Origin of the sequence: Massilia pinisoli, assembly GCF_024753285.1 — a bacterium.
GTDB classification, from domain to species: Bacteria; Pseudomonadota; Gammaproteobacteria; order Burkholderiales; family Burkholderiaceae_D; genus Telluria; species Telluria pinisoli.
Map to the genome: position 1 here is coordinate 392,080 of NZ_JANUGW010000001.1, position 12,376 is coordinate 404,455.

Below are 12,376 nucleotides of genomic sequence, written 5' to 3' on the forward strand. Positions count from 1 at the left end.
CGCTTATGAAATTCCTGTTCGACCTGTTCCCGGTCATCCTCTTCTTCATCGTCTACAAGATCGCGGACGGCCACCAGGATGCGGCGCACGCGCTCGCCGTCCAGTACATGGGGGGCCTGATCTCGGGTGGCAACGTCGCGCCCGACCAGGCGCCGATCATGCTGGCGTCCGCCGTCGGCATCGTCGCCACCATCCTGCAGATCCTCTACCTGCTGGCCCGCGGCCGCAAGGTGGACGGCATGCTGTGGCTGTCGCTCGGCGTCATCGTCGTGACGGGCGGCGCGACCATCTACTTCCACGACGAGAACTTCATCAAGTGGAAGCCGACGATCCTGTATTGGGCGTTCGCGCTGGCGCTGTTCGTCGCGCAAATCGGCTTCCGCAACAACCTGATGCGCAAGGTGATGGAAGCGCAGATCAAGCTGCCGGACGCGGTCTGGGCCAAGGTCGGCTACGCATGGATGACGTTCTTCGCCGCGATCGGCGTGCTGAACCTCATCATGGCGTTCGTCGTCTTCAAGGGCAACACGGGCGCGTGGGTGAACTTCAAGCTGTTCGGCATCACGGGGATCTTCTTCGCGTTCATCGTCGTCCAGACCCTGATGCTGTCGAAGTACATCGAGATGGACGACCAGGAACAGCCGCAAGGCCACGGCAAGGGAGACGCGTGATGGACGACCGCGTGGAACGCATCCGCCAGCTGCTCGACGCCGCGCTGGCCCCGTCCGAACTCGACGTCGGCGACGATTCGCACCTGCACGCAGGCCACCCCGGCGCCGCGTCCGGCGGGGGCCATTACCGAGTGAAAATCGTTTCGGAACGCTTCGAGGGACTGAGGCTGGTCATGCGTCATCGACTGGTATATGATGCCGTGCACGGTATGATGCACACCGACATACATGCCCTGGCGATCACCGCCGTCGCACCGTCCGAGCAGTCGTGACGGGGCGCTTTCAGTGAGTCTTAAGTAAGCTGTCCCAGAATCGGCTACGCATTACAAAAACTAAGCAAATCTTCGTCCAAGCAACCCCCTCACAGGAAACAAAATGACCTTTAAGCCAGCACGGCTGCTGTTAGCCCTGATCGCTATCGCCGCATCCTTCGCATACTCGCCTTCGTTCGCACAGAACCTCGCCGTGGTGAACGGCAAGGCCATCCCGTCCTCGCGCGCCGACGCCATCGTCAAGCAGGTCGTGGCACAGGGCCAGGGCACCGACAGCCCGCAACTGCGTGAGGCGATCAAGAAGGACCTGATCTCGCGCGAAGTGATGATGCAGGAAGCTATCAAGCAAGGCTACGACAAGAATCCGGAAGTCAAGGCAGCGCTGGAGAACGCGCGCCAGACCATCGTGATCAACGCCCTCGCGCGCGACTACATCACGAAGCACCCGGTGACGGACGCCGAAGTAAAAGCCGAATACGACCGCTTCGCGAAGCAGACGGGCGACAAGGAATACCACGTTCGTCATATCCTGTTCGCGACGGAAGACGAAGCGAAGGCAGCCATCGCCAAGCTGAAGGGCGGCGCCAAGTTCGAAGACCTGGCCAAGCAGTCGAAGGACACCGGCACCGCCAACAACGGCGGCGACCTGGATTGGGCGAGCCCGTCGTCGTTCCCGCCGGAATTTGCTGCCGGCTTCACCAACCTGCAAAAAGGCGCGATCACCGACACCCCGGTCAAGACCCAGGTGGGCTTCCACGTGATCAAGCTGGACGACGTCCGCGCGGCCAAGCTGCCGAGCCTGGACGAAGTCAAGCCGCAGATTTCCGAAGCGCTGACCCAGCAAAAGCTGGCTGCGTACCAGGAAGAAATGGTCAAGAAGGCAAAGGTGCAGTAACATTGCAGCGCCGGCGGCCCAGGCCGCCGGTTTTCGTCGCCCTGGCGACTTTTCGTGTTGACCACCGGATTCCAAGACCGGTTTTAGATAGGATCGAATAAATGATTGTGAAGCCAGCCCGCTTGTTGTTAGCCATGACCGCGATGGTAGCCCTGCCGTCGTTCGCTCAGAACGTTGCGACCGTCAATGGCAAGCCCATCCCTGCGGCCAAGGTTGACCAAGTGGTCAAGCAGGTCGTCGCCCAAGGCAAGGCAACCGATTCCCCGCAACTGCGCGAGGCAATCAAGAAAGACCTGATCGGCCGCGAAGTCCTGATCCAGGAAGCCGACAAGCAAGGCGTCGGTGCCCGTCCGGACGTCAAGAACGCAATCGACAACGCCCGTCAGAGCATCATCATCAACGCGATGCTGGCCGATTACATCAAGAAGAACCCGGTCAAGGATGCGGACATCAAGGCCGAGTACGACAAGTACAAGGCCCAGGTCGGCGACAAGGAATACCACGCTCGCCACATCCTCGTCGGCACGGAAGACGAAGCCAAGGCGATCATCGCCAAGCTGAAAGGCGGCGCCAAGTTCGAAGACCTGGCCAAGCAATCGAAGGATCCGGGCTCGGCAGCCAACGGCGGCGACCTGGACTGGGCAAGCCCGGCCTCGTTCGTGCCAGAGTTCTCGAAGGCCATGACCTCGCTGCAAAAAGGCCAGATCACGGAGACCCCGGTCAAGACGCAATACGGCTACCACGTGATCAAGCTGGAAGACGTCCGTGCCGCCAAGGTCCCGCCGATGGAAGAAGTGAAGCAGCAGATCGCGGAATCGCTGCAGCAGCGCAAGCTGGCCACGTACCGCGACGAACTGATGAAGAAGGCCAAGATCCAGTAAGCTGGCTCGCCTGAAGAAAGCGCTCCTCGTGGGCGCTTTTTTTTGATCAATTTGTTCGACCAAACAACAAACCAGAGACACCCATGAAATTCCGCCATTCCACTGCCCTCCTCCTGTCCACGCTGGCCGCGGCCGCCGCGACCGCCGCCACGCCGGCGCCCACCTTGCCGCTGTACGTGGGCCAGGCGCTGCCCGGCGCCCACATCAAGTTCGGCGACTTCGACGTCCAGCACACGCTGGAAGGCGATAGCGGCCGCATGAACGACGACGCCAAGCAGCCGAATGCACTCGTCGACGTCCACCGCACGAACAAGGACGGCACGGGCGACGCGCTGGGCTTCTCGTGGAAGAACGCGTGGTTCTCGACCGTGCGCGTGGAAAGCGCCCCCGTCGACCTGCGCCCCTATCTGGCGAAGGGCACGGTGTCGTTCGACCTGAAGGTCAATGAGCTGGCGAAAGGCGGCCTGAACTACCGCATCGACTGCGGCCAAGGCTGCGAGCGCAAGGTCACGGACGTGATCCCCGCGCGCGCCGCGCAAGGCAAGGGCTGGCGCCACCTGAGCTATGCGCTGTCGTGCTTCCATCACCAGGGCGACGACTTCAGCGCCGTGACGAAGCCGTTCGCGCTGGACGGCACGGGCGAAGGCGACGTCGAGATCGCCAACATCCGCATCGACGCAGTCGGCAAGCCGACCGAGACCTGCCCCGACTACCGCACGGCGAGCGTGACGCCGTCGCCGCTGAACGAATCGTGGTCGCTCGACTGGTGGATGCCGCGTCATGAAGAGAAACTGGCCGAGATCGCGCGCCGCAAGGCCGCCGGCGAGCCGACGGAGCTCGTCTTCATCGGCGATTCCATCACGCACAACTGGGAACAGCACAACAAGCCGCTGTGGGACGAGTTCTGGGGCAAGTACCACGCGCTGAACCTGGGCTACGGCGGCGACCGCACGGAAAACGTGCTGTGGCGCCTGCAGCATGGCGAGATCGACGGCATCGCGCCGAAGGTGGCCGTCATGATGATCGGCACGAACAACACGGGCTTCCGCATGGAAGAACCGCAGCTGCTCTATGCGGGCATCAAGCGCGACATCCACGAAATCCAGAAACACCTGCCGCACACGAAGATCCTGCTGCTGGCAATCTTCCCGCGCGCCGAAAAGGCGGACGACGCCCAGCGCATGAACAACGAGAAGGTCAATGCGCTGCTGCCGAAGCTCGCGGACGGCAAGCGCGTGTTCTTCCTCAACATCAATAAAGCGTTCCTCGCGCCGGACGGCACCCTGTCGAAGGACATCATGCCCGATCTGCTGCATCCGAACGGCGACGGCTACAAGATCTGGCAGCGCGAGATGCAGCCGACCTTGGACAAGTTGATGCATTGATGCGGACGCGCCGGGCCTCCCGGCGCAGCGAGACTGGAGAGACCCGGGCATGCACGACCCCACCGCCCCGTCGCCTGGCCGAAGAGCTGTCCTGCGCGCGGGTCTTGCTGCGACAACGGTCGGCGCTGCCCGACCGGCGCTGGCGCTGACCGCGGCCCCGCGCCAGCGCGTCATCGTCGACAATGATTTTTCTGGCGATCCCGACGGCCTGTTCCAGCTCGCGCACCACCTGCTGTCGCCATCCGTCGAGATCCCGCTCGTGATCGGTTCCCACATCCACGTCGGCGACTTCCTCGACAGCACGACACACCAGCCGGAAAACGCCGTCGCAAAGGCGCGCGAACTCTATGCAGCAATGGGTTTGCGGCGGCCCCCGCCCACCGTGCCGGGTCGCAGGACCGCATTGCCGAAGGACGAACCACCCGAGATGAACGAGGCGGCCCGCCGCATCATCGCCGAAGCCATGCGTACGGATACGCGTTTGCCGCTTTACTATGCGGCCGGCGCGGGCCTGACCGACCTCGCCGCGGCGTTGATGCTCGAACCCCGGATCGGCAGCAGGCTGAAGCTCGTCTGGATCGGCGGCATGGAGCACGACGACTTGCTGCCCGGCGTTCCGCCACGGCTGGACGCCGAATACAACCTCACCATCGACATCGCGGCGGCCCAGTGGATATTCAATCGGGCCGACGTCGATATCTGGCAGGTGCCGCGCAACGTCTACCGGCAGCTCATCATCAGCCATGCCGAACTGCTGGCGAGCTTGCGGGTTGCCGGCACGCTCGGCACATTCCTCATCGCGCAACTGGAGCGCGTCTCTGCGCTCATGAAAGGAAGCCTCGGCGAAACGTACTTCCTCGGCGACAGCCCGCTCGTCACGCTCACCGCGCTGCAATCCTCGTTCGACCCGGACAGCGCCTCGAGCGCGTACATGATCAAGCCAACCCCTCGCATCGCAGACGACGGCCGCTACGTGCCGTTCGCCGAAGGCCGGCCCATGCGCGTGTATCGGACGATCGACACCCGGCTGACGTTCGCCGACATGAACGCGAAGTTCGCACGCAACGCCCTCCGATGGCACGGCCGCTAGGTCGATGCATTCAGGAAATGCACAGGCCCTGCCGGATACGGTAGAGTATGGACATCACCACTGATCGGAATGCCCATGCTGCTGATCGCCACCGTCCTGACCGCCATCGTCATCGCCATCCACGTCTACATCGTCCTCATCGAGACCGTCCTGTTCCGCACGCGCGGCAGGAAGATCTTCGGCATCAAGGAGGACCGGGTGGATGCGCTGGCGCCGTTGATGTCGAATCAGGGATGCTATAACGGCTTTCTGGTGGCGGCGCTGGCGGTGGGGTTGCTGCATCCCGATCCCGTCATCGGCCGGGCATTCGTCGTGTTCGGACTGGCGTGCGTGGCCGTGGCCGGCGTGTGGGGCGCCGTGACGGTGTCGCGGCGGATCCTGTTCGTGCAGACGGTGCCGGCGCTGTTAGCGTTGGGAGCACTAGTGGCCACATGAACGCGAGACATTTATTTCTTCAAAGTGCTAACGACCTCAAGCAAAGCCAGCACACGATCCATTTTCTGTTGCCAGCCAAATGAAATCAAATTCAATATATGGAATGCGAAAAGCAGCACGGCAAGATAAGGCACCCACGGCGCAAATATCGAGTTAGATAACGTATGCCAAAATAATAGACCCGCAATAATGGCGGGAACGATGCCGATTTTATCGATATTTCCTGCCAGCAGACCACCACGCTTCTCTAGGCCCGTTCGCTGGTATACGAAATATTTCTGAACAAAAAGTAGAGCCTTTCTGTCGCACTCGGTTAACCGCTGTAGATAATATAAATCGTGACTCGTCGTTATTCGAAGCGCACTGAAGATGGCCGACAGTGGATTCTTTCTTAGTTGGTTAAGCGTTGGCAACTCAACAATAATTTCCGAGAATATCATAGCGATGCTGGCGAGTTCTGCCACAGCTGCAGCAATTAACGCTAACGGTATTAGCACGTGCCGCGGCACCCACCGCTGGATTAACATAAGGAGAAATAGGAGAACAAACGCGCCCAAAGCGGTAAATAGCAGTGCACGACGTTTCCGCCCGATAAAATCGATCACTTTACCGGTTTTGCACTGCAGAGCAAGAACCTCGGATGGAATAACGGCTCGAGTGGCCTGCTCGACGATTCCAATGACTCGTTCGATTTCGTATTTCGAAGGCGCAGCAGACTCACCGTTTTTGCTTTCGCCGCTTACCTCTAGAAGTAAATCCTCTTGCATATTATCTCCACCTGAAACCATGCGCATATAAAAAAGCGCTCGGAACGAGCGCTTTCGAATTGGTTAGGTTAGGTCAGATCAACTCATCCAACCCACTTCCTCGCATTCTGGAACATGCGCGCCCACGGCGAATCCTCGCCCCAGCCATCCGGATGCCACGACATGGTGACGGTACGCGCGACCCGCTCCGCGTGCGGCATCATGACGGTGAAGCGGCCATCCGGCGTCGTGACGGCCGTGAGGCCTTCCGGCGAACCGTTCGGATTGAACGGATACACCTCGGTCGCAGCGCCGCGGTTGTCGATGTAGCGCAGCGCCTTCACGACCTGCTTGACGTCGCCCGTCTGCGAGAAATCGGCGAAGCCTTCGCCGTGCGCGATCGCCAGCGGCGCGTGCGTGCCCGCGAGGTCCTGGAAGAAGATCGACGGCGAATCCATCACCTCGACCATGCCGAAGCGTGCCTCGAACTGTTCCGACTTGTTGCGCGTGAACTTCGGCCATGCGTCGGCGCCCGGGATGATGGACTTCAGGTTGCTCATCATCTGGCAGCCGTTGCACACGCCGAGGCCGAACGTGTCGCCGCGGCCGAAGAAGGCAGCGAACGCGGCCTTCAGCTCCGGGTTGAACAGGATGGTCTTGGCCCAGCCTTCGCCGGCGCCCAGCACGTCACCGTACGAGAAGCCGCCCACTGCGATCAGGCCCTTATAGTCGTCCAGCTTGGCGCGGCCGGCGATCAGGTCGCTCATGTGCACGTCGACGGCGTTGAAGCCCGCCTGGTGCATCGCCCATGCCGTCTCGATGTGCGAGTTGACGCCCTGCTCGCGCAGGATCGCCACCGTGGGACGCGCACCCGTCGCGATGAATGGCGCCGCGACGTTGACGGTCGTGTCGTGCACGAGCTTGGGCGTGAAGCCCGGATCCTGCTCGTCCAGCAGGCGGTCGTATTCCTGGTCGACGCACGCCGGGTTGTCGCGCAGGCGCGCGATGCGCCAGCTCGTCTCGCTCCACAGGCGATGCAGTTCGCTGCGGCGCTTGTTGTAGATGACCTTCGTGTCGCGCGTGAATTCGACGACGCCGCGATCATTCACCTTGCCGATGATGTGGCTGCAGGCGCCCAGGTCGAACGAACGGAGCACGTTCATCACATCCGACTTCTCGGACGTCTTGACCTGCACGACGGCGCCCAGCTCTTCGTTGAACAGCGCGCGCAAGGTGAGGTCGTTGCGGCGCTCGCCCACTTGCGACGCCCAGTTCTTGGCGTCGCCGTGGTCCGAGGCGTGCTCGCCTTCCATCGTCAGGATGTCGAGGTTGACGGAGACGCCGGCGCGGCCCGCGAAGGCCATCTCGCACAGCGTGGCATACAGGCCGCCGTCCGAACGGTCGTGGTAAGCCAACAGCTTGCCGTCGTTGTTCAGTTGCTGGATCGCGGCGAAGAACGCTTTCAGGTCGGCCGGGTTGTCGACGTCCGGCGTGTCGTTACCCAGCTGCTGCGTCACTTGCGCCAGCACCGAGGCGCCGAGGCGGTTCTTGCCGCGGCCAAGGTCGATGAGGATCAGCGACGTGTCGCCGAGGTCCGTGCGCAGTTGCGGCGTCAGGGTTTTACGGACGTCCGTGACGGGCGCGAAGCTCGACACGATCAGCGACACCGGAGACACGACGGCCTTGTTCTCGCCGTCTTCATTCCACGTCGTGCGCATCGACAGGGAGTCCTTGCCGACCGGGATCGACACGCCCAAGGCCGGGCACAGCTCCATGCCCACGGCCTTCACCGTGTCGAACAGCGCGGCGTCCTGGCCGGGCTGGCCGCACGCAGCCATCCAGTTGGCGGACAGCTTGATCGCAGAGATGTCGGCGATCGGTGCCGCGGCGATGTTCGTGATGGCCTCGCCGACGGCCATGCGGCCCGACGCGGCCGCGTCGATGACGGCCACCGGCGTACGCTCGCCCATCGCCATCGCTTCGCCCTTGTAGCCTTCGAAGCTCAACGTGGTGACGGCGCAGTCGGCGACCGGCACCTGCCACGGGCCGACCATCTGGTCACGCACGCTCATGCCGCCAACGGTCCTGTCGCCGATCGTGATGAGGAACGATTTGTCGGCGACGGTCGGCAGCAGCAGCACGCGGCGCGCGACGTCTTCCAGGTCCAGGCCCGTCACGTCGACCGGCTTGAACTGGGCCTTCACGTGCTCGACGTTGCGGTGCATCTTCGGCGGTTTGCCGAGCAGGACGTCCATCGGCATGTCGACGGGAGAGGTATTCGTGATGGGGTCGATCAGGCGCAGCTGGCGCTCTTCGGTCGCGACGCCGACGGCGGCGAACGGACAGCGCTCGCGTTCGCAGATGGCGGCGAAGCGCGGCAGGTCGCCAGGTGCGATCGCGAGCACATAGCGCTCCTGCGACTCGTTGCTCCAGATTTCCTTCGGCGACATGCCGCTTTCTTCCAGCGGCACCTTGCGCAGATCGAACGTGGCGCCGCGCTTGGCGTCGTTCGTGATTTCCGGGAACGCGTTCGAGATGCCGCCCGCGCCCACGTCGTGGATCGAGATGATCGGATTCTCCGCGCCCAGCTGCCAGCAGCTGTTGATGACTTCCTGCGCGCGGCGCTCCATCTCCGGGTTGCCGCGCTGGACCGAGTCGAAGTCCAGGTCGGCCGTGTTGGTACCCGTCGCCATCGACGACGCCGCGGCGCCGGCCATGCCGATGCGCATGCCCGGACCGCCCAGTTGCAGCAGCAGGCTGCCGACCGGGATGTCGTTCTTGTGGGTGTGGGCGGCGGAGATGTTGCCGATGCCGCCCGCGATCATGATCGGCTTGTGGTAGCCGTACACGGTGTTCGCGCCGATGGCGGTCGCACCCACGTTCTGTTCGTAGACGCGGAAGTAGCCGCCCAGGTTCGGACGACCGAATTCATTGTTGAAGGCGGCGCCGCCCAGCGGGCCGTCGACCATGATCTGCAGCGGCGACGCGATGCGTTCCGGCTTGCCATAGACTTTGTCGGCACCCGCCTTGTCCGCCGAGTTCACGTTCGCGGCGTTTTCCCACGGCTGCACGGCATCCGGCAGGTACAGGTTCGACACGGTGAAGCCCGTGAGACCGGCCTTCGGCTTGGCGCCGCGGCCCGTCGCGCCCTCGTCGCGGATCTCGCCGCCGGCGCCCGTCGACGCGCCCGGGAACGGAGAAATCGCGGTCGGGTGATTGTGCGTCTCGACCTTCATCAGCGTGTGCGTCAACTCCGTGACGGGCGCGTACGCCTGGCTGCCGGCCTGCGGGAAGAAGCGCAGCGCGTCGGCGCCTTCCATGATCGCCGAGTTGTCGCTGTACGCGACGATCGTGCCCTTCGGCTGCAGCTGGTGCGTGTTCTTGATCATCTGGAACAGGCTCTTGTCCTGCTTGACGCCGTCGATGGTCCACTCGGCGTTGAAGATCTTGTGGCGGCAGTGCTCCGAGTTCGCCTGCGCGAACATCATCAGCTCGACGTCCGTCGGGTTGCGCTGCACGCGGGAGAACGCGTCGAACAGGTAGTCGATCTCGTCCTCGGCCAATGCCAGACCCATCGTGGCATTCGCCTCGACGAGCGCCGCGCGGCCGCGGCCCAGCACGTCGATCTGCTCGAGCGGACGGCTTTCCAGGTCCGTAAACAGCGCTTGCGCCTGGTCGGCACTGCGCAGCACCGTTTCCGTCATGCGGTCGTGCAGCAGCGCGGCGACGGCCTGGATCTCGTTCTCCACCAGCTTCTTCGGCGCGCCGAAGCCCGTGCCGAGGATGCCGCTCTTGAGCACCACGGTGAACGCGACGCCGCGCTCGACGCGGTGGATGTGGGCCATGCCGCAGTTGTGCGCGATGTCGGTGGCTTTCGACGCCCACGGCGAGATCGTGCCCAGGCGCGGGATCACGAAGAATTCCTCGGTGACGCCCTCGTACTGCGTTTCCGGCACAGGCTCGCCATAGGTGAGCATGGCGCTCAAGCGCTCGGTGTCCTCCGTGGACAGCGGGGCGCTTGCATCGATGAAATGGTAGTAGCGTGCGGACACGGCGGCAATCGTCGGGGCGACGGCTTGCAGTTGCGCGAGGAGGCGTTGGCTACGGAAGGCAGAGAGGGCGTTGGAACCCGGCAGAATCAACATGGCTTGGAAGTCGGTTGATGCAGCGTGGCTGCGGGTGAAAGAAGCCCGCTATTATACAGCGTCGGCACCCTCTCCGTCGGGCGCAGGCGACGCTTGGCACGCGAAAAGTTGCCGACGTGGCAGCTTACCGGTATCGTAGTGTGAAAAAACCCTTCGCGCGGCCCGACGGATAACGACACGCATGCCAGAAAACAGCCCATCCAGCCAGCCGGCCACCCCGCTGAACGCCCAGTTGAGCGTCCTCATCGTCGACCCGAACCCCGGCCTGCGCGCGAACTTGCAGAACATGCTCAACCAGTCGGGCGTGACGCGCATCGAATCGGCCGTGAACGCGAGCACGGCGATCAAGGCGCTCGGCCGCAAGTCGTTCGACGTGATTCTGTGCGAGTACGAACTGGGCAGCGGCACGACGAGCAACGAGGGCCAGGACGGCCAGCAACTGCTCGAAGACCTGCGCCACCACCGCATCATCCCGCCGTGGGCCATCTTCATCATGCTGACGGCGGAAGGCGCGTACGGCAAAGTGGTCAGCGCGGCCGAACTTACACCCACCGACTACATCCTCAAGCCGTTCACGGCGCAGGTGCTGCACGAGCGCATCCAGAAGGCCGTCGCCCGCCGCACCGCCCTGCTTCCGGTCTACCAGCTGATCGCCCAGGGCCGCGCGCGCGAGGCGATCGACGCGGCGATCGAGTCCGCGCGCACGCGGCCCGCGTACGCGCTCGACTTCGCCCGGCTGCGCGCCGAACTGCACACCTCGCTGAAGGAGCACGAGCTGGCGGAGACCGTGTACGGCGACGTCCTCGCCATGAAACCGGTGGGCTGGGCGCGGCTGGGCCTCGCGCGCGCCATCGCCGCGCAGGGCCGCACGCTCGATGCCATCCCACTGCTGGAGCAGCTCGTCGCCGACAATCCGCGCCTGATGGCTGCCTACGACCTGCTCGCGCGCTGCCAGCAGGAACGAGGCGACGCCGCCCTGGCCAAGAAGACGCTGGAAGACGCCGTCGCCATTTCGCCATACGTCGTGCGTCGCCTGCGCCGGCTGGGCGAGGTCGCGCTGGAGGCAGGCGACACGGACGGCGCCGAGAAATCGTTCCGCCAGGTCGTCACCCGCTCGCGCTTTTCGGAGTTCCGCAATCCCGAAGACCACGTGAATCTCGTGCGCGCGCTCGTCGGCAAGGGCGATCCGGCCGGTGCGTCGACCGTCATCCGCGACCTCGAACGGTCGCTGCGCGGCACGCCTGCGGCCGATGCGTGCAAGGCGATCTCCGTCGCGCTGCTGCACGACGCGGCGGGCAATGGCGCCGCCGCCGTCAAGGAACTCAAGACCGCCGTCGACGCCGTGCGCGCGGGCGACCCACTGTCGCCGAACATGCGCGTGGGGCTGGCGCAAAGCTGCCTCGCGCACCGCATGGACGACGAGGCGTCGGAAATGATGCTGGGCGCGCTGAACGGCGGCGACGATGCGCTGTCGGCGCAGCAGGCGCTGAACGTGTTCGTCAAGGCGGGCCGGCCGGACCTCGCGGACGGCATGGGCAAGCAATTGCGAGCGCAGGCGCAGATCCTGCTCGGCGTGGCGGACGAAAAACGGAATATGGGCGACGTGCGCGGTGCCGTCCAGACCTTGCTGGAAGCGCTGCACATGGCGCCGAACAACCTGCAGGTGATGATCGCCGTCGTCGGCGGCGTCCTCCGCCAGGTCATGGAGATGGGCTGGGACCACCCGCTCGCCGCGCTCGCGCAGGAGCAGCTGGAACACATCCGCGCCCTCGACGCCGCACACCCCCGCCTCGCCGCCCTCGACGCGGAGATGGCGGCGGCGAAGCGCAAATACGGTATCTCGGGCTGACGCGCCG

Annotated in this window: 10 protein-coding genes; 8 read left to right on the plus strand and 2 right to left on the minus strand. The window is 63.9% G+C overall.

The window, feature by feature from the left end:
* Positions 1 to 5: 5 nt before the first annotated feature.
* The 7 genes from NX784_RS01660 (at position 6) to NX784_RS01690 (ending at position 5,629) form a co-directional block, all read left to right on the plus strand.
* A complete protein-coding gene (locus NX784_RS01660; RefSeq protein ID WP_258814953.1) occupies positions 6 to 671 on the plus strand; it encodes a septation protein A in 666 nt (221 codons plus the stop codon).
* Complete coding sequence (locus NX784_RS01665) at positions 671 to 943, plus strand: BolA family protein (RefSeq protein ID WP_166861714.1); 273 nt, start codon at positions 671 to 673, stop codon at positions 941 to 943. Before NX784_RS01660 ends, NX784_RS01665 begins: the two co-directional genes overlap by 1 nt.
* Positions 944 to 1,046: 103 nt before the next feature.
* Positions 1,047 to 1,838: a peptidylprolyl isomerase gene (locus NX784_RS01670; protein WP_258814954.1), complete on the plus strand. Its 792-nt coding sequence runs from the start codon at positions 1,047 to 1,049 to the stop codon at positions 1,836 to 1,838.
* A gap of 101 nt (positions 1,839 to 1,939) precedes the next feature.
* Entirely contained in the window at positions 1,940 to 2,719 is a 780-nt protein-coding gene (locus NX784_RS01675) for a peptidylprolyl isomerase (protein ID WP_258814955.1), read from the plus strand.
* A gap of 83 nt (positions 2,720 to 2,802) precedes the next feature.
* On the plus strand, positions 2,803 to 4,104 hold the full coding sequence (locus NX784_RS01680) for a GDSL-type esterase/lipase family protein (RefSeq protein WP_258814956.1): 1,302 nt from the start codon (positions 2,803 to 2,805) through the stop codon (positions 4,102 to 4,104).
* 49 nt (positions 4,105 to 4,153) lie between these two features.
* Positions 4,154 to 5,194 (plus strand): nucleoside hydrolase, encoded by a 1,041-nt coding sequence (locus NX784_RS01685; protein ID WP_258814957.1) that lies wholly within the window; start codon positions 4,154 to 4,156, stop codon positions 5,192 to 5,194.
* A 75-nt stretch (positions 5,195 to 5,269) separates the two neighbouring features.
* Positions 5,270 to 5,629, plus strand: coding sequence for a DUF1304 domain-containing protein (locus NX784_RS01690; protein ID WP_258814958.1), 360 nt, complete (start codon positions 5,270 to 5,272; stop codon positions 5,627 to 5,629).
* Between the two features lie 11 nt (positions 5,630 to 5,640).
* Here the strand turns inward: NX784_RS01690 and NX784_RS01695 are convergent, their stop codons facing one another.
* Positions 5,641 to 6,396 (minus strand): hypothetical protein, encoded by a 756-nt coding sequence (locus NX784_RS01695; RefSeq protein ID WP_258814959.1) that lies wholly within the window; start codon positions 6,394 to 6,396, stop codon positions 5,641 to 5,643.
* Between the two features lie 83 nt (positions 6,397 to 6,479).
* Positions 6,480 to 10,520, minus strand: a complete 4,041-nt coding sequence (gene purL / locus NX784_RS01700; RefSeq protein WP_258814960.1) for a phosphoribosylformylglycinamidine synthase — start codon at positions 10,518 to 10,520, stop codon at positions 6,480 to 6,482.
* Positions 10,521 to 10,701: 181 nt separating this feature from the next.
* Between purL and NX784_RS01705 the strand changes: the two genes are divergently transcribed.
* The gene (locus NX784_RS01705; protein WP_258814962.1) at positions 10,702 to 12,369 is read left to right on the plus strand and encodes a tetratricopeptide repeat-containing response regulator; all 1,668 of its coding nucleotides are present in this window, start codon (positions 10,702 to 10,704) and stop codon (positions 12,367 to 12,369) included.
* Positions 12,370 to 12,376 lie beyond the last annotated feature (7 nt).

Coding starts and splice junctions, on each gene's coding strand:
- NX784_RS01690 (WP_258814958.1), top strand. CDS start 5,270: ATGCTGCTGATCGCCACCGTCCTGACCGCCATCGTCATCGCCATCCAC.
- purL (WP_258814960.1), bottom strand. CDS start 10,520: ATGTTGATTCTGCCGGGTTCCAACGCCCTCTCTGCCTTCCGTAGCCAA.
- NX784_RS01665 (WP_166861714.1), top strand. CDS start 671: ATGGACGACCGCGTGGAACGCATCCGCCAGCTGCTCGACGCCGCGCTG.
- NX784_RS01695 (WP_258814959.1), bottom strand. CDS start 6,396: ATGCAAGAGGATTTACTTCTAGAGGTAAGCGGCGAAAGCAAAAACGGT.
- NX784_RS01685 (WP_258814957.1), top strand. CDS start 4,154: ATGCACGACCCCACCGCCCCGTCGCCTGGCCGAAGAGCTGTCCTGCGC.
- NX784_RS01660 (WP_258814953.1), top strand. CDS start 6: ATGAAATTCCTGTTCGACCTGTTCCCGGTCATCCTCTTCTTCATCGTC.
- NX784_RS01705 (WP_258814962.1), top strand. CDS start 10,702: ATGCCAGAAAACAGCCCATCCAGCCAGCCGGCCACCCCGCTGAACGCC.
- NX784_RS01680 (WP_258814956.1), top strand. CDS start 2,803: ATGAAATTCCGCCATTCCACTGCCCTCCTCCTGTCCACGCTGGCCGCG.
- NX784_RS01670 (WP_258814954.1), top strand. CDS start 1,047: ATGACCTTTAAGCCAGCACGGCTGCTGTTAGCCCTGATCGCTATCGCC.
- NX784_RS01675 (WP_258814955.1), top strand. CDS start 1,940: ATGATTGTGAAGCCAGCCCGCTTGTTGTTAGCCATGACCGCGATGGTA.